The 23,160-nt window shown below is 72.4% G+C and carries 14 protein-coding genes and 1 tRNA gene; 1 reads left to right on the forward strand and 14 read right to left on the reverse strand.

The window, feature by feature from the left end; genetic code table 11:
• Positions 1-10: 10 nt before the first annotated feature.
• The 13 genes from SCK26_RS16875 to bldG all read right to left on the reverse strand — a co-directional run bounded on the left by SCK26_RS16875 (position 11) and on the right by bldG (position 19,808).
• Entirely contained in the window at positions 11-1,342 is a 1,332-nt protein-coding gene (locus SCK26_RS16875; RefSeq protein WP_318202136.1) for a hypothetical protein, read from the reverse strand.
• 4 nt (positions 1,343-1,346) lie between these two features.
• The gene (locus SCK26_RS16880; protein WP_318202137.1) at positions 1,347-2,609 is read right to left on the reverse strand and encodes a hypothetical protein; all 1,263 of its coding nucleotides are present in this window, start codon (positions 2,607-2,609) and stop codon (positions 1,347-1,349) included.
• A 508-nt stretch (positions 2,610-3,117) separates the two neighbouring features.
• Positions 3,118-3,194 (reverse strand) — tRNA-Thr (locus SCK26_RS16885).
• A 107-nt stretch (positions 3,195-3,301) separates the two neighbouring features.
• Positions 3,302-4,921 carry an alpha/beta hydrolase gene (locus SCK26_RS16890; RefSeq protein ID WP_318202138.1) on the reverse strand — a complete coding sequence of 540 codons (1,620 nt, stop codon included), beginning with the start codon at positions 4,919-4,921 and terminating at the stop codon, positions 3,302-3,304.
• Positions 4,922-4,996: 75 nt separating this feature from the next.
• Complete coding sequence (locus tag SCK26_RS16895) at positions 4,997-6,202, reverse strand: DNA polymerase III subunit delta' (RefSeq protein ID WP_318202139.1); 1,206 nt, start codon at positions 6,200-6,202, stop codon at positions 4,997-4,999.
• Positions 6,203-6,371: 169 nt separating this feature from the next.
• On the reverse strand, positions 6,372-9,785 hold the full coding sequence (gene tmk, locus SCK26_RS16900) for a dTMP kinase (protein WP_318202140.1): 3,414 nt from the start codon (positions 9,783-9,785) through the stop codon (positions 6,372-6,374).
• Between the two features lie 346 nt (positions 9,786-10,131).
• Entirely contained in the window at positions 10,132-12,963 is a 2,832-nt protein-coding gene (gene topA / locus SCK26_RS16905; RefSeq protein WP_318202141.1) for a type I DNA topoisomerase, read from the reverse strand.
• A gap of 256 nt (positions 12,964-13,219) precedes the next feature.
• The gene (locus tag SCK26_RS16910; protein WP_318202142.1) at positions 13,220-13,417 is read right to left on the reverse strand and encodes a hypothetical protein; all 198 of its coding nucleotides are present in this window, start codon (positions 13,415-13,417) and stop codon (positions 13,220-13,222) included.
• A 308-nt stretch (positions 13,418-13,725) separates the two neighbouring features.
• Entirely contained in the window at positions 13,726-15,246 is a 1,521-nt protein-coding gene (locus SCK26_RS16915; RefSeq protein ID WP_318202143.1) for a class I SAM-dependent methyltransferase, read from the reverse strand.
• Between the two features lie 61 nt (positions 15,247-15,307).
• Entirely contained in the window at positions 15,308-15,919 is a 612-nt protein-coding gene (locus tag SCK26_RS16920; RefSeq protein WP_318202144.1) for a small secreted protein, read from the reverse strand.
• Positions 15,920-16,087: 168 nt separating this feature from the next.
• A complete protein-coding gene (locus SCK26_RS16925; protein ID WP_318202145.1) occupies positions 16,088-18,490 on the reverse strand; it encodes a sodium-translocating pyrophosphatase in 2,403 nt (800 codons plus the stop codon).
• A 297-nt stretch (positions 18,491-18,787) separates the two neighbouring features.
• On the reverse strand, positions 18,788-19,222 hold the full coding sequence (locus SCK26_RS16930) for an ATP-binding protein (RefSeq protein ID WP_318202146.1): 435 nt from the start codon (positions 19,220-19,222) through the stop codon (positions 18,788-18,790).
• A gap of 244 nt (positions 19,223-19,466) precedes the next feature.
• Positions 19,467-19,808: an anti-sigma factor antagonist BldG gene (gene bldG / locus SCK26_RS16935; protein ID WP_318202147.1), complete on the reverse strand. Its 342-nt coding sequence runs from the start codon at positions 19,806-19,808 to the stop codon at positions 19,467-19,469.
• Positions 19,809-19,889: 81 nt separating this feature from the next.
• On the opposite strand from bldG, the gene SCK26_RS16940 reads away from it, so the two are divergent.
• Positions 19,890-22,376 (forward strand): DEAD/DEAH box helicase, encoded by a 2,487-nt coding sequence (locus tag SCK26_RS16940; protein ID WP_318202148.1) that lies wholly within the window; start codon positions 19,890-19,892, stop codon positions 22,374-22,376.
• Positions 22,377-22,430: 54 nt separating this feature from the next.
• Here SCK26_RS16940 and SCK26_RS16945 read toward each other — a convergent pair whose 3' ends face one another.
• Positions 22,431-22,901 carry an Rv3654c family TadE-like protein gene (locus SCK26_RS16945; RefSeq protein ID WP_412080752.1) on the reverse strand — a complete coding sequence of 157 codons (471 nt, stop codon included), beginning with the start codon at positions 22,899-22,901 and terminating at the stop codon, positions 22,431-22,433.
• Positions 22,902-23,160: the final 259 nt, after the last annotated feature.

Genomic DNA, 23,160 nt, shown 5'->3' on the forward strand with positions numbered 1-23,160 from the left:
GACAACCGGCTCATCCGGTGCTCCAGTCGAGCGTCATGGGCAGCGGCCCCGCCACGACAGGGCCGATGTCCTCCTCGGTGTCCGGTCCCACCGCGTCCAGGTAGCGCACCACGTCCCGCTCGTCGATGGTCACCAGGTTGTCCCCGGAGGCGGCCTCGATCAGGCCCTGTGCCTTGCGCAGCACGTCGCGCGGCTTGCGGTTCGACCGGCTGAACAGCGCCGCCACGGCGTCCATCGTGAACGGATAGACATCACCGCGCGACCGGTCCTCGTTCTTGCGAGCGGCGGCGAGGTACTTGGAGAGGAGCTTCACGGCCGCGTCGAGGTCGCGCAGCGCCGGCAGGACCACGATCCGGTGCTTGTTCGCCTCCGAGATCTCGAAGGTCGGCAGGTCCGCCAGTTCCCAGGCCGTGCCGATGGTGAGTGCCGCCCGCGGGTGCATGGTGACCACGACGCTGAGCATGTCGGCCATCGGCAGCGTTTCGAGGATGATGTCGCGGAACCGTTCGGTTTCGAGATCGCGCTTGGCCTTCGCCGTCGTGGTGCTCGCGAGATCCTCCAGCTGGTCGCAGCACAGCAGGACGTGTTTCATGCCCGCGGCCGCCGCGAAGAGGAGGAAGGTCGCGAGGTACACGGCGCCGTTCCGGGTGCGCGAAGCGGGCTTGACCTTGTCCAGGTAGTCCTGGGCCACCGTCGGATCGGCGTCGCACAGAGCCAGGATGAGCTTGTCGTCCGGCGGGCCCAGAGTACGGCCCCGCAGATCCCGGTGGTGCTCGATCACGATCTTCGCCAGGCTCTGCGGATCGTCCGTCGCGGTCCGCGCCACGAACGCCTCGCGCAGGCGCTGCACGAGCGTGGGGCCCGTGTCGTCCGCGCGGAAGTCCGTCGCGTACTCGACGGCGGTGAAAAGGGCCGCGTTCAGGGACCGGATCTGGGCGGTGTCGAAGCTCGTCAGCAGCCCGCAGATCGGTTCCTCGGCAGCGTCCTCCTCGTCGAGGCCACAGCTCAGGTACGCGGCGCGGCCGAAGTCCTCGTTGAGGCTGCCCGTCAGGTGCTGCATGAGCACCGACTTCCCGAAACCACGGGCGTCGGAGTCGCCCGGCCCGGTTCCGGTCGACCACAGATAGCCGAACCGGAGGCCGGAGAAGGCCGACCCGAGTACGAACTTCTCGACGGCCTCCTCCAGTTTGTCCGGATTGACGTCAGGCTCGTAGAGCAGTCCGTTCTCTCGCATGTCGGCGCCGCCGAGGCGGGCGATACCGGTGGTCGGGAAAGGGTTGTGGCGCAGCCCCCACTGCTTCTTCAGCCAGACGGGGCCCGCGCTGCGAGCGGAAGCGGTCATCGGGTCAGGTCTCCTTGGTGGCGGTCGAAAGGGCGGGGTGGGCCGGGCTCTCCGGAGCGACGCTGATCACGTTGAACACGCGTCGCAGTCCGCTCGCGCTGGGAATGATCAGCGGTCTGGTGGAGGCGGGGGCACCGCGCATGGATGCCTGGTCGAGGTGGATGCGCAGGCCGAGCCCGGGGTGTTCGCCCGCGAGGGCTTCGCGGAGCGCCCGGTCGAACTCGTCGTCGCTGATCCTCTGCTTCCAGCAGACGGCCGCCCGCAGCTGCCAGACCGGCAGGTACATGCCGCCGGCCGCGTCGGAACGCTGCTCGCGCCACACCGCCCAGAGGGTGTCCAGAGCGGCCCGGCGCACCTCCTTGCCGACCCGGCGTCTGATCTCGACACCAGCACCGCTCCCGGTGACCAGGGCGGTGGACCACAGTCGCATCGCCGACGGGCCCGGCGCGTAATAGCTGAAGTTGGCCAGCCCGAGGAACCGCGTCCACCTGCGCAGCAGCTCGAGGCTGATGTAGTCCAGGGAGCAGCCGGCGGCGCTGAAGACCAGCCGTGCCATGGCCTCCTCGCAGGTCGTGGCGAACTGCTTCCGGCCGAGTTCCTTCTGCCGGGCACGCGCCCGCTCCTCGATGCGGCGGACGTAACCGCGAACGCCCTCGTCGACGGCCTCGGGCGTGGCCGTCCAGCCGAGTGCGCCCTGAGCCACCGCTTCCACGGCGAACCGCACGAAGTCGTCGAGGTACGCCTCATTGGACCGGTACGCCGAGGCGCTGAACCGCAGGAGCGGGATCGTCAGATGCGTGCCCTCGCTGTCCGGCCTGGCTCCCAGCAGGCGCAGGAAACCTTCGAACTGCGGGTGGGTGGAGAGCAGCACGCCGGTGAGCGCGTTGTACGCGGCGCGGCGGTCTTCGGCGACCAGGGCCGCCCACCGCTCACCCGCCGGGGTCGGCGTGAACACCGAATCCGCGTGTGCGTAGGCGGAGTTGGGACCGGAAGGAAGGATGTGCCGCTCGACCCAGCCGAGCCGCATGAGTTCCTTCAGGACGTCGACGGTGTTGTGGACGTACTTCTTGGTGTCCGACCGGGCCAGCTCCCATTTCCGCGCGGAGTACGAGCCGTCGGTGTCACCGTCCCGCGCCACGCCGGCGGCTCGGTCGACGAGAGCACGGCGTACCTGCTCGAACGTCGCTCCCTGCGCGACCTGCCGGAGAGCGACCTCGACATAAGCGAGGTCCTGCAACCGCGGAATCCCCACTCCTCCGACGCTCACCGCCGTCGTCCTCCGCGATAAGGGACGTCCGCGACCGCGAAGACCGGCAGCACCACCCGCGAGCCCGGCCCATCCCGCCAGTCCGTACAGCGCACCAGGCGCATGAATCCTCCGATGACGTATCGCCGTGCTGGAGAACCCCACTGTCACTACAACGGGCGTGCGCCACAAGGCCGTTGTCGATGGTTCCATCCTCATGGGGCATGAGAGCCGGAACATTCTCATAAGAGAGCCGGAGCCGGACCTCACCCCGAGCGCGGGGGCGAGTGATCACCCACGTCCTCGGCCTCGCACGCCGGCGAGTGGCAGTGGCCGGGCGGGCAGGCAGGCAGGCAGGCAGGCAGGAGATCCACCGCACACCGCCCGGCGGCTCGCCTCCGCTTCGCGTCCCGCCGGCGGCCGTAGCCGGTGGACCGGCACTACTCGGGCGGCGAGGCGGACGGCGGAATGGCGGCTTCGGGTCGAACAAAAAAGCCCGGCTCGGACACTGTCCGAGCCGGGCTTCACGTGGAGCCGCTTTCGGGATTCGAACCCGAGACCTACGCATTACGAGTGCGTTGCTCTGGCCATCTGAGCTAAAGCGGCGTGCTGCTCACACCATGGTGCGATCGGCAACGTCGGTAAGTCTACACAGTTTCCCGGAGTGCTTCGTACCCACCCCGGAGCAGGCGGTCCGGGGTGGGTGGGAGGGGCTAGGAGCAGCGCTTTCCGGGAGCCGGCGGGGTGCCTCGGAGGAGGTAGGTGTCGATCGCCGTGTCGACGCAGCCGCTGCCCCGCCCGTACGCCGTGTGGCCGTCGCCGTCGTACGTCAGCAGCCGGGCCGAGGAAAGCTGGCCGGCCAGGGACCGGGCCCAGCGGTAGGGCGTCGCCGGGTCGCGGACCGTGCCGACCACCACGATCGGCGCCGCTCCCTTCGCCTCGATGCGGTGCGGCTCGCCGGTGGCCCGCACCGGCCAGTACGCGCAGTTCAGGGAGGCCCAGGCCAGGCCGGGGCCGAAGACCGGGGACGCCTTCTCGAACGTGGGCAGCGCCTTCTCGACCTCCTCGGGGCCCGAGAAGGCCGCCGGCAGGTCCAGGCAGTTCACCGCCGCGTTGGCCATCATCAGGTTGCTGTAGTGGCCGTCGGCGTCCCGCTCGTAGTAGCTGTCCGAGAGAAACAGCAGGCCCGCGCCGTCGTGTTCCCTCATCGCCGAGGCCAGCGCCTCGCGCAGCTGCGGCCAGGACGCCTCGTCGTACATCGACGCGATCACCCCGGTCGTGGCCAGCGCCTCCCCCAGCCTGCGGCCGTCCGCGTCGCCCGTCGGCAGGGGCCGGGCGTCCAGCTCTCGGAAGAACGCCCGCAGACGCTCGCCGACCCGCGCGGCACTCGTGCCCCGGCCGCCGAGCGGGCAGTCGGCGAGCCGTACGCAGTCCTTCGCGAACGCCTGGAACGCCGTCTCGAAGCCCGCCGTCTGGTCCAGGTTCAGCCGGCGGGCGTCCAGCGACGGGTCCATCGCGCCGTCCAGCACCATCCGGCCGACCCGCTCCGGGAACAGCCCCGCGTACGTCGCCCCGAGGAACGTGCCGTACGACGCCCCGACGTAGTTCAGCCTCCGGTCACCGAGCACCGACCGCAGGATGTCCATGTCCCGCGCCGCCTCGGCCGTCGAGACGTGCCGCAGCAGCCGCGCCGAGTGGGCCCCGCAGCTCTCCGCGAACCCGCGGTCCGCCTCGACCAGCGCGTCCCGTTCCTTCCGGTCGTCGGGCGTCAGGTCCGTCTGCGTGTACGCGTCCATCCGCCGGCCGTCCAGGCACTTCACGGGCTCGCTGCGGGCGACGCCCCGCGGGTCCATCGCCACCATGTCGTAGCGGGCGCGGATCGCCGTCGGGTAGCCGAGGCCCGCGTACTGCTGGAGGTACCCCACCGCCGAGCCGCCCGGGCCGCCCGGGTTGACCAGCAGCGAGCCGAGCCGCCCTGCCGTGCCGGTGGCCTTCTTGCGGGCGACGGCGAGGCGGACGGTGCCCGCGTCGGGGCTGGCGTAGTCCAGCGGGGCCTTCATCGTCGCGCACTCGAATCCGGGGGCACCGCACTCGCGCCAGCGCAGCCGTTGGCCGTAGTACGGCGCCAGCGCCGCCGGTGTCGAACGCGGCAGTGCGGCGAGCGCCGCCTGCACCGTTCCGGCGGCCGGCGTGGCCGGGTTGCCGGGGGAACAGGCGGACACCAGCAGCGCGCCGGCCGCGAGGAGCGTGGCCGTGAGCCGGGCCGCCGTCCGGGGGCGGGCGCCCCGGATCCGGTGGGAGCGGCGGGTGGGGGGAGATGGCCTGGTTCGCATCAGGCGAGCGTAACGCTGGGCGACGACTCAGGTGCGCTGCGTGCGGATTGTGCCTCCTACGGGGGACCCGCCCGCTCACCCCGCCCGCAGTGCCATCGTCATGGCCTCGACCGCCAGCAGCGGGGCCACGTTGCGGTCCAGGGCCTCGCGGCACGCGGAGATCGCCTCGATGCGGCGGAGCGTGGACTCGGGAGTGCTGCCGCGCGCCAGCCGGTCCAGGGCGTCCTCGGCGTCGGCGTTGGCGATCGCCACGCGCGTGCCGAGCTGGAGGGCGAGGACGTCGCGGTAGAAGGCGGTGAGGTCGCCGAGGGCCACGTCCAGGCTGTCGCGCTGGGTACGGGTCCTGCGGCGCTTCTGCATGTCCTCCAGGTCCTTCATCACCCCCGCCGTCCCGCGCGGCATCCGGCCGCCCTGGGCCGCGCCGAGCGCCGCCTTCAGTTCCTCGGTCTCCTTGCCGTCCATCTCCTCGGCGAGCTGCTTGGCGTCCTCCGCCGCCGCGTCGACGAGTTCCTGGGCTGCCTTGAGGCACGCGCCCACCTCGTCGAGCCGCAGCGGCAGCCGCAGCACGGCGGCGCGGCGCTCGCGGGCCGCCTGGTCCGTGGCCAGCCGGCGGGCCCGGTCGACATGCCCCTGGGTGGCGCGGGCGACGGTCGCGGCGACACCGGGCTCGATGCCGTCGCGCCGTACGAGCATGTCGGCGACCGCGTCGACGGACGGTGTGCGCAGGTTCAGGTGGCGGCAGCGGGAGCGGATGGTGGGCAGGACGTCCTCGATGGAGGGGGCGCACAGCAGCCAGACCGTGCGCGGCGCGGGCTCCTCGACGGCTTTGAGGACGGCGTTGGCCGACTTCTCGTTCAGCCGCTCGGCGTCCTCGACGAGGATGATCTGCCAGCGGCCGTTCGCCGGGGCGGTGAACGACTTGCGGACCGTGTCCCGCATGTCCTTGACCAGGATCTCGGAGCCGACCGCGGCGACCGTCGTGACGTCCGCGTGGGTGCCGAGCAGCGCCGTGTGGCAGCCGTCGCAGAAGCCGCAGCCGGGGGCGCCGCCGAGCGCCCGGTCGGGGCTCACGCACTGCAGGGCCGCGGCGAAGGCCCTGGCCGCCTGGTTCCGGCCCGCTCCGGGCGGGCCGGTGAACAGCCAGGCGTGGGTCATCTTCGACGCCTGTGGCGGCGGCTGCTGCGCCGTGGTGGCCGTGACGAGGGCGTCGGCGTCCCGCGCGGCCGCGTCGAGCACCGCGCTCACCTTCTCCTGCCCGACGAGGTCGTCCCACACGGTCACGGGTCACGCCGCCCTTCCGTCACACTCCGCGTTCCGGAATCCATTGTGCGGGTGCGCACTGACAACGAGGCACGGACGAAGATCGCGCGGCGCGCGAAGCCGTCCGGAAACCCGTGTGGCCGGCCGGCGCCTCCGCCCCGGCCGGCCACCCCGAGCCCCGTCAGCCTCCTCAGCCCCGCCGGCCCCTCCCCCGGCCCCGGCCCCGGCTGTCCGGCTCCTCGCTCTCGCCTCCGTCGCCGTGCTCACGCTCGCCGTACGCGCTCTCGTCGTACGACCCGAGCAGTTCGTCGGCAAGTGACGGCAGGTCGTCCAGCGGGGTCTCCTCGGCCCAGTCGGGGCGCGGGCGGCGGGGGGTGCCGTCGGCGTCGAGCCGGGGCATCTCGCGCGTGCGGGGCTCGGAGCCGTCGGGTCCCGCGGCGGGGCGCTCGTCGCGGAAGAAGCCGGGCGGGACGCGGTCCGCCGGGTCGTCGCTCCGTACGGGCGGCAGGACGGCCGTCTCGTCCGCGGCGCCCGGGGTCACCCGCGGCAGCACCGCCGTGTCGTCCGCGGCGCCCGGGGTCACCTGCGGCAGCACCGCCGTCTCCTCCCCGGCTCCGGAGGGCACCGGCGGCTGCGGCAGCTCGGCGGTCACCTCGGAGTCCGGCACCTCGGAGTCCGGGAAGGAGCCGCGGGCGTCACCGGCGAAGCGGTCGCGCACCGGTCGCAGCACCGTCGTGTCGTCCGCGGCCCGCCCCTCCGTACGGCGTTCCGTCGCGGCCGGGGTCCGCGGGTCCGGCGACACCGCCGGCGCCGGGAGGGTCTCCTCGGCGGGCGCGGTGCCGGAGGTGTGCGGGGAGGCCGTGGCGGGGTCGGGGGCGACGACCGGTGCCGTGGGAAGGGGCGCGCTGGGCCTGCGGGCCGCGGCGTCGGCCGCCGCCGCGGCCTCGGCGGCCTGCCGGCGGGCCTCCTCGGCTCGCAGCAGCGCCTCCTCCGCCTTGCGCTGCGCCTCCAGGCGCCGGGCCTCCTCCTCGGCACGCAGCTTCGCCTGCCGGGCCTCTTCTTCCGCCCGCAGCCGGGCCTGCCTGGCCTCTTCCTCGGCGCGCAGGCGGGCCTCCTCCTCGGCCTGCTTGCGGCGCCGCTCCTCCTCGGCCTTGCGGCGGGCCTCCTCCTCGGCGCGCGCCTTCTCCTCGGCGAGCAGCCGCTGCCGCTCCTCCTCCGCGCGGCGGCGGGCTTCCTCGGCCCGCTGCCGGGCCTCCTCCGCCTGCCGCTCGGCCTCGCGCCGCTGCGCCTCCTCCAGCTCGCGCCGCTTGCGCTCCTCCTCCTCGGCGCGCAGGCGGGCCAGCTGCTCCTGGCGCTCGCGCTCCAGGCGCTCCTCCTCGGCCTTGCGGGCGGCCTCTTCCTCGGCCTTGCGGCGGGCTTCCTCCTCGGCCTTGCGCCGGGCCTCCTCCCGGGCCTTGATCTCGGCCTCGGACAGCGGCAGCACGGTGTCCAGGCGGTGCCGGATCACGGTGGTGACGGCCCCGGGTTCCTGGCCGGCGTCCACCACCAGATAGCGGCCGGGGTCGGACGCGGCCAGCGTGAGGAAACCGGCCCGCACGCGCGCGTGGAACTCGGCCGGCTCCGACTCCAGCCGGTCCGGAGCCTCGGTGAACCGCTCGCGGGCGGTCTCCGGGGAGACGTCGAGCAGCACGGTGAGGTGCGGGACCAGCCCGTCGGTGGCCCAGCGGTTGATGCGGGCGACCTCGGTCGGGGACAGGTCGCGGCCCGCGCCCTGATAGGCGACGGAGGAGTCGATGTAGCGGTCGGAGATGACCACCGCGCCGCGCTCCAGGGCGGGCCGTACGACCGTGTCGACGTGCTCGGCGCGGTCGGCGGCGTACAACAGCGCCTCCGCGCGGTGCGACAGGCCCGCCGAGGACACGTCCAGCAGGATGGAGCGCAGCCGCTTGCCCACCGGGGTGGCGCCGGGTTCGCGGGTGACCACGACCTCGTGGCCCTTGGCGCGGATCCACTCGGCGAGCGCCTCGGCCTGGGTGGACTTGCCGGCGCCGTCGCCGCCCTCCAGGGCGATGAAGAAGCCGTTGGCCGCCGGTGCCGTGACCGGGTCGTCGCCGCCGAGCAGCGCGTCCCTCAGGTCCTGGCGCAGCGGGACGCCAGAGCGGTCGTCGACCTTGGCGAGCACCAGCGCGGCCACCGGCAGCAGCAGCGCGCCGACCATCATCAGCGTGAAGGCCGCGCCGCCGTGCGCGAAGACGAACTTGCCGTTCTCCAGCCGGTGCGGGCCGATCAGCGCCGCGAAAAGCGGTGCGATCAGGACGCCGAGCGCTATGAAGACGCGGACCACGGCGTGCAGGTGCTCGGTGGTGCGCGCCCGGCGGGAGTCCTCGGTCTCCTGGTCGAGCAGGATGTGCCCGGTGTTCGCGGCAACGCCCGCGGCGGCGCCGGCCAGCGTGACGATCAGCAGGACCGTGGTGACGTCCGGGACCAGCCCGGCGGCCAGCAGCGCGATGCCGGTGACGGCGATCGCCAGGGCCAGCAGGCGGCGCCGGGACAGGGAGGGCAGCAGCGCGGGGGCGGTCCGGATGCCGACGGCGACGCCGCCGGTCAGGCCCAGCACCAGCAGGCCGTAGAGGACCGGGCCGCCGCCCAGGTCCTTGGCGTGCAGCACGCATACCGAGACGGCCGCGGCGATCGCCCCGGCGACCCCGGCGCAGGCCGGGACCAGCAGCGGGACGGCGCCCGTGCGCCCCTTGTCGACGCCGGCGCCGGTGCGCGGCCGGCGCAGTCCCTCGAGCGGGGAACGCGCGCGCGGGGTGTGGGTGCCGGGCACCTCCAGGGAGGTCAGCACGGACAGGGAGGCGGCGAACAGGCCGGCCGCCACATACGAGGCGAGGGCCGCCTGATGCTGGTCGAACCAGGCCACGCCCGTGCCCAGCAGGTTGTTCAGCAGCGCGGCGCCGACCAGGACGGCGGCGGCCAGCGGGACGGTGAGGAAGGTGGTGCGCAGCGTCAGGCGGCGCAGGGCGTCCAGGTGGTCCGGCAGGGGCCGCACGGTCGCGCCCTCCGGGGGCGGGGCCGGCAGCAGGGCGGGGGCGGCGCTCTCCCGGCACACCGTCCACAGCCGCTCGGCGACGCCGGTGACGAAGGCGGTGACCAGCAGGACGGCGAGCGCGTCGCCCGGGGTCCAGACGATCCACAGGGGCGCGACGATCAGCAGCGCGGCGCGCAGGCCGTCTGCGCCGACCATGGTCCAGCGGCGGTCGAGCGGGCCCTGCTGGGCGGTGAGCGTGGTCAGCGGGCCGAGGAGGACGGCGCCGAAGAGCAGTGTGGCGAGGATGCGCGCGCCGAAGACCGTCGCCACTGCGAACGCCACGCCTCGGTAGCCGCCGCCGAAGGCGCCCTCGGCGATCGCCGCCTGGAGGACCAGGACGACGAGGACGAGAAGGGACAGGGTGTCGCCGACACCGCTCACCAGCTGCGCGCTCCACAAGCGCCTCAGCTGCGGTCGGCGCAGCAGGGAGCGGACGGCGCGCTCGCGGGAGTCCGCGACCAGGGCGTCGTCCGGGGCTGTGGGGTGGGCCGTTGGCTGCTCGGCTCGCGTCATGCGTTCAGCCTATCCGCAGCCGCTGACACCACACCTCGCATGTCCGCGCGCGTCCGCCCCGGGACCACGCGGGGACCGGGGCGGACGTTCATTTCGCGAAGCGCGGAGCGAAGCCGGGCGCGGAGCGGGCGCGCAGCCGGGTACGCGGCCGCCGGAGCCGGAAGCGCGGTCGCGGACGCCACGAGCGGCCCTCGACGACGGCCGGCACCCGTCGCGGAAGCCAGAACCGGAGGGCTCCGCGCCGCTCACCCGGCGGGAAACCCGGCACCGGAGGCCCCCGGAACGTCCGGGGGCCTCCGAGAGCTTTCGCGTGGCTTCCGCGGGCCAGGTCGCGTCGGCCCCGTTCTCAGTCCTCCGACCCGGAAGCCGTCGCCTTCGAGGCGGCCGTCTTCTTCGTGGCCGTCTTCTTGGCGGTCGTCTTCTTCACGGCGGCCGTCGTCTTCTTGGCGGCCGTCTTCTTGGCCGCGGTCTTCTTCGCCGGAGCCGTCTTCTTGGCCGCCGCCTTCTTGGCGGTCTTCTTGGCCGGGGCCTTCGCGCGCTTCTCGGCGAGCAGCTCGAAACCACGCTCAGGAGTGATCGTCTCGACGCTGTCGCCGGAGCGGAGGGTCGCGTTCGTCTCGCCGTCGGTGACGTACGGGCCGAAGCGGCCGTCCTTGACCACGACCGGCTTGCCGGACACCGGGTCCTCGCCCAGCTCCTTCAGCGGCGGCTTGGCGGCGGCGCGGCCCCGCTGCTTCGGCTGGGCGTAGATCGCCTGGGCCTCTTCCAGCGTGATCGTGAAGAGCTGGTCCTCGGACTGCAGCGATCGCGAGTCCGTGCCCTTCTTCAGATACGGGCCGTAGCGGCCGTTCTGCGCGGTGATCTCCACGCCGTCGGCGTCCGTGCCGACGACCCGCGGCAGCGACATCAGCTTCAGCGCGTCCTCGAGCGTCACCGTGTCGAGCGACATGGACTTGAACAGCGACGCCGTCCTCGGCTTGACCGCGTTCTTGCCCGTCTTCGGAGTGCCCTCGGGCAGGATCTCCGTGACGTACGGGCCGTAGCGGCCGGCCTTGGCGACGATCTGGTGGCCCGTCTCCGGGTCGGTGCCCAGCTCGAAGTCGCCGCTCGGCTTGGCCAGCAGTTCCTCGGCCAGCTCGACGGTCAGCTCGTCCGGAGCCAGGTCGTCCGGGATGTCGGCGCGCTGGTGCTCCTCGGTGTCCTTCTCGCCGCGCTCGATGTACGGGCCGTAGCGGCCGACGCGGAGCACGATGCCGTTGCCCACCGGGAAGGAGGAGACCTCGCGGGCGTCGATCGCGCCCAGGTCGGTCACCAGCTCCTTGAGGCCGCCGAGGTGGTCCCCGTCGCCGTTGCCCGCCTCGGCCGCGCTGCCGACGCCGCGGCCCTCGCCGAAGTAGAACCGCTTCAGCCACGGCACGGCCTTCGCCTCGCCGGCGGCGATCCGGTCGAGGTCGTCCTCCATCTTGGCGGTGAAGTCGTAGTCGACGAGCCGCCCGAAGTGCTTCTCCAGGAGGTTGACCACGGCGAAGGACAGGAAGGACGGCACCAGGGCCGTGCCCTTCTTGAACACATAGCCGCGGTCCAGGATGGTGCCGATGATCGACGCGTACGTCGACGGGCGGCCGATCTCGCGCTCTTCCAGCTCCTTGACCAGGCTGGCCTCGGTGTACCGGGCCGGGGGCTTGGTGGCGTGGCCGTCGGCCGTGATCTCCTCGGCGGACAGCGCGTCGCCCTCGGCGACCTGCGGCAGCCGGCGCTCGCGGTCGTCCAGCTCGGCGTTCGGGTCGTCCGCGCCCTCGACGTAGGCCTTCAGGAAGCCGTGGAAGGTGATCGTCTTGCCGGACGCGCTGAACTCGACGTCCCGGCCGTCGGCGGACGTGCCGCCGATCTTCACCGTGACGCTGTTCCCGGTCGCGTCCTTCATCTGGGAGGCGACGGTCCGCTTCCAGATCAGTTCGTAGAGCTTGAACTGGTCGCCGGTCAGGCCGGTCTCCGCGGGCGTACGGAAACGATCACCCGACGGGCGGATGGCCTCGTGGGCCTCCTGCGCGTTCTTGACCTTGGCGGCGTACGTGCGCGGCTGCGGCGGCAGGTAGTCGGCGCCGTACAGCTGCGTGACCTGGGCGCGGGCCGCGGAGATCGCGGTGTCGCTCAGCGTCGTGGAGTCCGTACGCATGTACGTGATGTAGCCGTTCTCGTACAGCTTCTGCGCGACCTGCATCGTGGCCTTGGCGCCGAAGCCGAGCTTGCGGCTGGCCTCCTGCTGGAGTGTCGTCGTACGGAACGGGGCGTACGGCGAGCGGCGGTACGGCTTGGACTCGACGGACCGCACGGAGAAGCGGGTGTTCTCCAGCGCGGCGGCGAGGCCGCGGGCGGTCGCCTCGTCGAGGTGGAGGATGTTCGCGCTCTTGAGCTGTCCCACGGAGTCGAAGTCGCGGCCCTGCGCGACCCGCCTGCCGTCGACGGTCTGGAGGCGGGCGATCAGCGACGACGGGTCCGACGGGTCTCCCGCGCGGCCGGTGGCGAAGGTGCCCGTCAGATCCCAGTACTCGGCGGAACGGAAGGCGATGCGCTCGCGTTCCCGCTCCACGACCAGTCGCGTGGCGACGGACTGCACGCGGCCGGCCGACAGCCGGGGCATGACCTTCTTCCACAGGACCGGCGAGACCTCGTAGCCGTAGAGGCGGTCGAGGATGCGGCGGGTCTCCTGGGCGTCGACCAGCTTCTGGTTGAGCTGGCGCGGGTTGGCGACGGCCGCGCGGATCGCGTCCTTGGTGATCTCGTGGAACACCATCCGCTTGACGGGGATCTTCGGCTTCAGGACCTCCTGGAGGTGCCAGGCGATCGCCTCGCCCTCCCGGTCCTCATCGGTGGCGAGGAACAGCTCGTCGGAATCCTTCAGCAGGTCCTTGAGCTTCTTGACCTGGGCCTTCTTGTCCGCGTTGACGACATAGATCGGCTGGAAGTCGTGTTCTACGTCCACACCGAGGCGGCGGACCTCGCCGGTGTACTTCTCGGGCACCTCCGCGGCGCCGTTGGGAAGGTCGCGGATGTGCCCGACGCTCGCCTCGACGATGTAACCGGGGCCGAGGTAACCCTTGATCGTCTTCGCCTTGGCAGGCGACTCGACGATGACGAGTCGGCGACCGCCGTGTGCGGTCTCGCTGGTCGGGGACAACTTCGCTCTTCTCTCCGGTCGACGCTGGGGCCTCCCCAGGCCTTGATCCCGGGGTCGCGGCGTACTGATGGCTCGTGTGACGCTGCGGAGTGTGACGCTACATCCCGCCCTCGTGTCAAACGGGAAAAGCCCACAACGGCCACTCGAACGGTAACCCGACTACCGGCATTCCTGCCGCCCGGACTGCCCGGCCGACCGCGCGGCCCTGTCCGGAGCGTAACGCTCCCCTTACCCGCCGGAGCGGTCCCAAACAGGCTCAGAGCCGGGTCAGGCAGTACCCGCCGAGGGTCAGGGCGACGGTCGCGGCCACGCTCGCGAGGGCGGTGGATGCGACCCGGCTCACATCGAGGCCCACCGGTTCCCGGTGGCGCAGCCGTGTCCCGGTCCAGGCCAGCAGACCGGCTCCGAACAGGGCGAACACCGCTCCCGCGAAGATCGCCGGCCCACTCTCCATCGTCCGCCCCCCTCTTCCCCGCCGCCGGCTCTGCCCGGCGCGGGGAGCGTGACACGCACGGGAGACGGGCGGGCGACATCGAGGTGAACGGAAGACCGGCGGAAAATCGCACTTACGTACGAACAATGCTCCGGAACCCGCGGCCATATTTTTCCGGCCGTTTTCGGAGACGGGCCCGCGCCGAGGTCCCCGGCGCCCTCTCCGGCTCCGCGCTCCCGGCATACGGCGGTACGCGCGGCCGGACCGGATGATGATCCGACCGCACCTGCGACGGCACGGCCGCCCCGGGGTTTCCCCCGCGATCCCGCTCAGCCCGCCGGCTCCAGGAAGCCCTGTTCCACCAGCAGCCGGATCTGGGCCGGGGTGCGGTCGCGGAGCAGCACCGCGTCCTCGCCGACGAGCTGCGCGATGGCGTCCAGGATGCGGCCCGCGCTCAGCGTGCCGTCGCACACGCCCGCGAACCCGGCGCCGACCGTGTCCACCTTCGTCGCCCGCCGCATTCCCCGGTGCTGGCGCAGCACCACGTGCTCGGGGTCCTCGGCGCCGGGCAGCCCGACCTGTTCCTGGACCACTTCGGGGGCGAGCTTGAAGTGGCTGTCCAGCAGCGCGGCGTCATCGTGGCCGCGGAGGTAGTCGAGCCGGTCGAAGTGCGCCCGGATCGTCTCGCCGAGCGGCTGCTCGACCGGGTGCGGCCACTCCTCCGCGGTGACGACGGGCTCGGCGGAGCCGGTCTTGCGCAGGGTGATCCAGCCGAAGCCGACCGCCCGGACCTTGCGCGCCTCGAACTCGTCGAGCCAGGCGTCGTAGCGCGCCTGGTACTCCGCCTGGTCACCGCGGTGGTCGCCGGCGTCCCGCAGCCACAGCTCGGCGTACTGTGTGACGTCCTGCACCTCGCGCTGCACGATCCAGGCATCGCACCCGCGCGGCACCCACGACCTGAGCCTGTCCTGCCAGTCCTCCCCCGCCACGTGCTGCCAGTTCGCGAGGAACTGCGCGAACCCGCCCTCGTTCAGCCGTTCCCCCGCCTGCTGAACGAGCGAGCGGCACAGATCGTCCCCGCCCATGCCGCCGTCCCGGTACGTCAGCCGGGCCCCGGGGGAGATGACGAACGGCGGGTTGGAGACGATCAGGTCGAAGGTCTCGTCGTCCCGGACCGGCTCGAAGAGCGAGCCCTCGCGCAGATCTGCGGCGGGCGCCCCGGACAGCGCCAGCGTGAGCGCCGTGACGTGCAGCGCGCGCGGGTTGAGGTCGGTCGCCGTCACGCGCGTGGCGTGCCGGGCGGCGTGCAGCGCCTGGATGCCGGAGCCGGTGCCGAGGTCCAGGGCGGAGGCGACGGGGGTGCGCACGGTGATGCCGGCGAGGGTCGTGGAGGCGCCGCCGACGCCGAGGACGACCCCCTCGTCGCGCTGCCCGATGCCGCCGGCCCCGCCGACCGCGCAGCCCAGGTCGGAGACGATGAACCAGTCCTCGCCGCCGGGACCGCCGTAGGGCCGCACGTCCACGGTCGCGGCCACCTCGTCACCGCCCACGCGCCGCAGCCAGCCCGCCTCCAGCGCCTCCTGGACCGGCAGCACGGCCGCCACGCGCGCGTGCGGCACCGGCTGCTGGAGCAGGAACAGCCGTACGAGCGTCTCCAGCGGCGTGTCGCCGCGGGTCGCCCGCAGGGCGGGCACGGTCTCGCTGCGGGCCAGTGCCGCGTACGCGGCGGCGCCGAGCAGGTCGAGCAGCCCGTCGGCGGTGAAGGAGGCGGCCAGCAGCGCGTCCCTCAGGCGCGCGGCGGTGTCGGGCCGGTCGACGGCGGGCAGGGAAGCGGGTCCGGTGTCAGTCACGCCCCCATTGTGGCCCGCGACGGGCCGCCGTGACGGACCCCGCGCGGGCCGTTCACCGACGTCAGCCGGTCGTCGCCGAGGCCGTGGACCGCGCCGTCGCGGAGGCGGCGACCTTGCAGCTGGGCTGCTCGGCCATGGCCTCCTTGACCTCGCCCTGCTCCAGCCGCTTCAGCGCCTCGGTGCCGTCGTCGCCCTGCTTGCCGACCTCCTTGGTCTGCCCGGCGACCTCCTTGAGGCCCTTGGCGAACTTGCCCTGGTCCTTGGTGTCGAGCCCCTCGACCGTCTTCTTCAGGCCGGTGTACGACGTGGAGAGGCCGGCGAGGTTCCCGGCGGCGTTCTTCTGCAGCTTGGCGCCGCCGTCGATCCCGGGAGGCGCTCCGGCGCTGTTCAGGGCGTCCGCGAGGGCCTTGTAGCCGTCGGCGAGGCTCTGGAAGGCCTCGACGTACGTCTTCTGGGCGTCCTTGGGCGGAAGGTTGCTGTCCGTGGCGATGGACGCGATCGAGGCGTTGGCCGACTTGATCTTGGCGCTCTGCGCGGGGACGGCGTCGCAGACCGTCTTGGCCCAGGACACCAGCTTGGGGTCGGGCCCCTTGTCGCCGCTGCCGCCGCACCCCGTCACCGCCACCGCCAGTACCGCACCGCCGGACAGTGCGGCCGCGAGCTTCTTGTTCACCGGATTGGTCCCTTCCATGGCTCTCGGCCCCCGGAATCTACACGGCGGACGGCCGTACTCCCGCTACCGGCCGAGTGATCAGTCAGATTTTGTGACCTTTTGCCCCTCGGGAGAGAAGGCTCACGACGTGGCCGGGCGCACACAAGGAGGCGGGTCTTGCCGGTCCGGCTAGGAGACCACCGCCGCGTCGGGCGAGTTGGTGACCCGCTCGGCGTTCTCCTCGTCACCGACGGCGATGCCGCGCCGCTTGGAGATGTACACGGCGACGACGATCACCAGGAGTGCGAAGACCGCGACACCGATCCGCACGCCGAGGTTCTTGTCGTCGCCGTAGGAGAACCTGATCACGGCCGGCGCGATGAGCAGCGACACCAGGTTCATGACCTTCAACAGCGGGTTGATCGCGGGTCCGGCGGTGTCCTTGAAGGGGTCGCCGACCGTGTCCCCGATCACCGTGGCCGCGTGCGCCTCGCTGCCCTTGCCGCCGTGGTGGCCGTCCTCCACCAGCTTCTTGGCGTTGTCCCAGGCGCCGCCGGAGTTGGCCAGGAAGACCGCCATCAGCGTGCCCGCGCCGATGGCGCCGGCGAGGTAGGAGCCGAGCGCGCCGACACCGAGCGTGAACCCGATGAAGATCGGCGCCATGACGGCGAGCAGGCCGGGCGTGGCCAGCTCGCGCAGGGCGTCCTTGGTGCAGATGTCGACGACCTTGCCGTACTCGGGCTTCTCGGTGAAGTCCATGATCCCGGGCTTCTCGCGGAACTGCCGCCGCACCTCGAACACCACCGAGCCGGCCGAGCGCGAGACGGCGTTGATGGCCAGCCCGGAGAAGAGGAAGACGACCGCGGCACCCGCGATGAGACCGACCAGGTTGTTGGGCTGCGAGATGTCCATGGACAGGCTGAGCGGTGTGCCCGGCCCGGTCAGCCTGGCGCCGACGTCCCGCACGTTGGTGGTGATCGCGTCGCGGTACGACCCGAACAGCGCCGACGCGGCGAGGACGGCGGTGGCGATGGCGATGCCCTTGGTGATGGCCTTGGTGGTGTTGCCGACCGCGTCCAGATTGGTGAGCACCTGCGCGCCCGCGCCCTGGACGTCACCGGACATCTCGGCGATGCCCTGTGCGTTGTCGGAGACCGGCCCGAAAGTGTCCATGGCGACGATCACGCCGACCGTGGTGAGCAGGCCGGTGCCGGCCAGGGCCACGGCGAACAGCGCCAGCATGATCGACGTGCCGCCGAGCAGGAACGCGCCGTACACGCCGAGCCCGATGAGCAGGGCGGTGTACACGGCCGATTCCAGACCGACCGAGATGCCGGACAGGACGACGGTGGCCGGTCCGGTCAGGGAGGTCTTGCCGATGTCCCGCACGGGTCGGCGGTTGGTCTCCGTGAAGTAGCCGGTCAGCTGCTGGATGACGGCGGCGAGCAGGATGCCGATGGCGACCGCGACCAGCGCGAGGACGCGTGGGTCGCCGTCCTTGCCCTTGATCGCCGCGTCGGTGACGCCGTCGAGGCCGGCGTAGCTGCCCGGCAGGTAGACGAAGACGGCCACCGCGACGAGCGCGAGCGAGATCACCGCGGAGATGAAGAAGCCGCGGTTGATCGCGGTCATGCCGCTGCGGTCGGCACGGCGCGGGGCGACCGCGAAGATGCCGATCATCGCCGTGATCACGCCGATGGCGGGCACCAGCAGCGGGAAGGCCAGTCCGAAGTCGCCGAAGGCGGTCTTGCCGAGGATCAGCGCGGCCACCAGGGTCACGGCGTACGACTCGAAGAGGTCGGCCGCCATGCCCGCGCAGTCGCCGACGTTGTCGCCCACGTTGTCGGCGATGGTCGCGGCATTGCGCGGGTCGTCCTCCGGAATGCCCTGCTCGACCTTGCCGACCAGGTCGGCGCCGACGTCGGCGGCCTTGGTGAAGATGCCGCCGCCCACGCGCATGAACATCGCGATCAGGGCGGCACCGAGGCCGAAGCCCTCCAGCACCTTCGGCGCGTCGGCGGCGTACACCAGCACCACACAGGAGGCGCCCAGCAGACCGAGCCCCACCGTGAACATGCCGACGACGCCGCCGGTGCGAAATGCGATCTTCATCGCGGTGTGCGAGACGGTGGTGAGATCCGTTCGGGGTTCGCCTTCCGCCGGAGTGGCTTCCCGGGCCGCCGCGGCGACCCGCACGTTGCTGCGCACGGCGAGCCACATGCCGATATAGCCGGTGGCCGCCGAGAACGCCGCTCCGATCAGGAAGAACACCGAGCGGCCGGCCCGCTGATTCCAGTCGTCCGCGGGCAGCAGCATGAGCAGGAAGAACACGACGACGGCGAATACGCCAAGCGTGCGCAACTGCCGGGCCAGATACGCCTTGGCACCTTCCTGGACCGCCTCGGCGATCCGTTTCATGCTGTCGGTTCCCTCGCCCGCCGCGAGCACCTGCCGGACCAGGATCCCCGCGACCACCAGCGCGGCGAGGGCTACCGCCGCGATAACGGCCACGATGATCCGATTGTCGTCGGTCAGCACCACGGCTGCGAGAGAAGTGGTATGACCCGGATGAGGGGTAGAAAGCCCCGCCATTCGTCCTCCTTGACGCTTGGACTGAGCTCAAGATGTGGACGGATTGTAGGGACCGCCGGGTGATCTAAACAGGGGACGGTAATCGGATTCGGCCTGCTCATGCTCTTCAGCAAATGATCGAGAGAGCGGCATGGAACCCGAAAGAAGTAATGCTCTCAGGGCATTGACGACCGCATTGGCGCTTGATCGAATTATCGGGCTATTGATCGTGAATATCTTCACGAATTCCGGAGCGCCCGGGAAAAACAACGAGGGCCCTGCTGAGCAGGGCCCTCGGGAGTGCGGCTGCGCCGTCGGTCAGGCGACGGCTGTGCCCGGCGGTGTGGTCGGCCAGGTCATGCGGATCAGTCCGCCGTTCGGTCCGGTGGTGACCTCCACCTCGTCGACGAGGCCGCTGATGACCGCGAGGCCCATCTCGTCCTCCTCGGCCTCGGCGTCGCCGTTCTGTGCCGAGCCGGGCGTGTCGCCGCCCGGGACGGCGTGCGGCGCCTCGTCGCCGACCTCGATGGAGAACTGCTTCTCCTCTTCGATCAGCGCCACCTTCACCGGTGCCGTGACGCCGCTGTTCCGGTGCAGTCCGACCGCGCGGGAGCACGCCTCGCCCACGGCGAGGCGCACCTCGTCCAGGACGGCCTCGTCCACTCCCGCCCGGCGCGCCACCGCCGCCGCCACCAGGCGGGCGGTCCGGACGTGCTCGGGCAGCGCGCTGAAGCGGAGTTCGACGGTGGCCATGCATCCCCCTCGCGACTACGGGCGTGCGGTCGGGGACGGGGTCGCCACCCGGCGACCTCACCCCCCTGGTGTCCTTCTGTACCCCGGGCCGCCTTGTCCGCGGCGTCTTGTCCGCGTCATCCGCGTACGCGGCGGACTGCCGGCGTCCGCATCGTCGGCGTCGGCCCAGGACGGAACCGGCCGACGACCGGACCCCGTCAGGAGTCCGGCGTCGGCAACCGGTCCGGAATCGGCCGGCGGCCGATCAGTCGGTGGCCTCCACCGCTTCCTCGACCGTGGTGTGGATCGGGAACACCTTGGTGAGGCCGGTGATGCGGAAGATCTTGAGAATGCGCTCCTGGTTGCAGACCAGGCGCAGCGAGCCCTCATGGGCCCGCACCCGCTTCAGGCCGCCGACCAGCACGCCGAGCCCGGTGGAGTCGAGGAAGTCCACGCCCTCCATGTCGACGACGAGGTGGAAATTCCCGTCGTTCACCAGCTCGACCAGCTGCTCGCGCAGCTTTGGCGCGGTATACACGTCGATTTCGCCACCGACTCGGACGACCGTACGATCGCCTACGGTCTCGGTCGACAGGGACAGGTCCACGGATCCTCCAGCACCTTGCTATCGAGCGGTTGTCCCTCGGGCACCTAGACTTGCGGCCCCCGGGACGCTTCGCCAGCCGCGATGGCATTCAATCACTTACCGGCAGGCGTGCACGACGCCTTGACTCCATTGTCCGTCACACCAGTGACACACTCGGTGCCGATGGCCAAGAATCACCGATCCGATCGAACCCCGGCGGACCCGGCGTCCCGTCCGTCTCCGGGCGCGGTCCTGGACCGGCTCGCCTCCGGGCCGAACCGGGCTGCGCGCATCACTCATACGGAGCACTTGCCCCCGCGCGCGGGCCGCCATGCCGTCTGGCCTGACCGGATTCGCTCCGAGGTGATCGCGGCCGTCCGGGCGTGCGGCATCGAGCATCCCTGGGCACACCAGGCACTGGCCGCCGAGCACGCCCTGGACGGCGACTCGGTGGTCGTCGCCACCGGCACCGCCTCCGGCAAGTCCCTCGCCTACCTCGTGCCCGTCCTGTCCACCCTCCTGGACGGCGCCGAGGCCCCCAACGGGCGAGGCACCACCGCCCTGTACCTGGCGCCCACCAAGGCGCTCGCCGCGGATCAGTGCCGGTCGGTGAAGGAACTTTCACAATCTCTCGGCACTTCGGTGCGCCCGGCCGTGTACGACGGCGACACACCGTTCGAGGAACGGGAGTGGATCCGCCAGTACGCCAACTACGTCCTGACCAACCCGGACATGCTGCACCGCGGGATACTCCCGTCCCACCCGCGCTGGTCCTCCTTCCTGAAATCGCTCCGGTACGTCGTCATCGACGAGTGCCACACCTACCGCGGCGTGTTCGGCTCGCACGTCGCCCAGGTGCTGCGCCGGCTGCGCCGCCTGTGCGCCCGCTACGGCTCCTCCCCCGTGTTCCTGCTGGCCTCCGCGACCTCCGCCGAGCCGGCGGCCTCCGCGTGCCGGCTGACCGGCCTGCCGGTGGTGGAGGTGGCCGACGACGCCTCCCCGCGCGGAGAGCTGGTCTTCGCGCTCTGGGAGCCCCCGCTCACCGAACTGCGGGGCGAGAAGGGTGCGCCCGTACGGCGTACCGCCACCGCCGAGACCGCCGATCTGCTGACCGACCTGACCGTGCAGGGCGTGCGCTCGGTCGCCTTCGTGCGCTCCCGGCGCGGCGCCGAGCTGATCTCGGTCATCGCGCAGGAAAGGCTCGCCGAGGTGGACCGCTCCCTGGTCCCGCGTGTCGCGGCCTACCGCGGCGGCTACCTCCCCGAGGAGCGCCGTGCCCTGGAACGCGCCCTGCACTCCGGCCGGCTCCTCGGCCTCGCCGCGACGACGGCCCTGGAGCTGGGCGTGGACGTCTCCGGCCTGGACGCGGTCGTGATCGCCGGCTACCCGGGCACGCGCGCGTCCCTGTGGCAGCAGGCGGGCCGCGCGGGCCGCTCCGGCCAGGGCGCCCTGGCGGTCCTCGTCGCCCGCGACGACCCGCTGGACACCTTCCTCGTCCACCATCCCGAGGCCCTGTTCGACCAGCCGGTGGAATCGACGGTCCTCGACCCCGACAACCCCTACGTCCTCGCCCCGCACCTGTGCGCCGCCGCCGCGGAGCTGCCGCTGACCGAGGAGGACCTGAGCCTCTTCGGCCCCGCCTGCGCGGACGTGCTGCCGCAGCTGGAGGCCGCGAAGCTGCTGCGCCGCCGCACCCGGGCCTGGCACTGGACCCGCCGGGAGCGGGCCGCCGACCTCACCGACATCCGCGGCGCCGGGGGCCGCCCGGTGCAGATCGTGGAGTCCGGCACGGGACGGCTGCTCGGCACGGTCGACGCGGCCGCCGCGCACTCCACGGTCCACGAGGGCGCCGTCCATCTGCACCAGGGCCGCACCTACCTGGTGCGCTCCCTGGACCTGGAGGACTCCGTCGCCCTGGTCGAGCAGGCCGACCCGCCGTACTCGACCGTGGCCCGCGACACCACGTCGATCTCCATCCTGGAGACGGACACCGAGATCCCGTGGGGCGCCGGACGCCTGTGCTACGGCTCGGTGGAGGTCACCAACCAGGTGGTCTCCTACCTCCGCCGGCGCCTCATCACCGGCGAGGTGCTGGGCGAGACGAAACTCGACCTCCCTCCGCGCACGCTGCGCACCCGCGCGGTGTGGTGGACGGTCACCGAGGACCAGCTGGACGAGGCCCGGATCACCCCGGAGATCCTCGGCGGCTCCCTGCACGCCGCCGAGCACGCCTCCATCGGCATGCTGCCCCTCTTCGCGACCTGCGACCGCTGGGACATCGGCGGAGTCTCGATCCCCCTGCACCCCGACACCCTCCTGCCCACGGTCTTCGTCTACGACGGCCACCCCGGCGGCGCGGGCTTCGCCGAGCGTGCCTTCCGCACCGCCCGCGCCTGGCTCTCCGCCACCCGCGAGGCCATCGCCTCCTGCGAGTGCGAGGCCGGCTGTCCGTCCTGCATCCAGTCCCCCAAGTGCGGCAACGGCAACGACCCCCTGCACAAGCGGGGCGCGGTACGGCTTCTCACGGTGCTGCTGCGCGGGGCGGCGGACGAGCCTACGGAGGAGCCGGAGGGTTCCAAGGGGTCTTAGCTGCCGTGCAGCCGAAGGAGGCAGGTGGCCGGTGGCTGAGGGGCCGGGGGCCGGTCAGGGGCGGGGTGGAGCCGGCGGGCCCGGTTCGGGAGGCAGGCGCGGTTCAGCAGGCGCGTCCGGTTCATGAGGCAGGTCCGGCTCAACGCGCGGACCCGGTCCGGCGGGCAGGTCCGGCTCGGGAGGCGGATCGGGACGGATCGCGTCCGGAAGCCCGGGCGGTACCGGTCCCGGTGGGCCCGCTCTCGCCCTGACCTCCGCCGTGAACGGCCCTCTTCCCACGGCCGCCGTCACGTCCGAGGTGTCGCCCACGATCGCGCACCGCACCAGCCGTACCCCTTGGGCCGCCGCCAGCCGCTCCGCGCGGGCGCAGGCCGCCGCGCCGCCCTCGGCCCAGTGGTCCGCCGCCGCGAGCGCCGCCAGGTCCGCGCCGCCCGCCGCCCGGTGCCGTACGGCGACGGCCTGCCCGAGTACCAGCACGGCACCGAAGACCGCGCACAGCACGGCGATCGCCCCCAGGCTCCCCACCGTGGCCGACCCCCGGTCCGACCCCCACCGCCGCCCCACGCCCTCGGCCCCGCTGTCCGGCGCCGCCACGCAAGGCTCCCGGCCGGGCGACCGCGACCACCGGGGAGACGTCCCTCGCCGTGCTCCCGCACCAGCCCACCGGCCCGGCGACGCCCGCCCGTCCCCCAGCGCCCCCGCGCCGCCCCGCCGACCCCACCACCACCGGCCCCGCCCGCGCCCCCACGCCTCCACACCGCGCCCGCGACCCATCCGCCACCTG

The sequence above is a fragment of the Streptomyces sp. SCL15-4 genome, assembly GCF_033366695.1.
Taxonomy (GTDB): Bacteria; Actinomycetota; Actinomycetes; order Streptomycetales; family Streptomycetaceae; genus Streptomyces.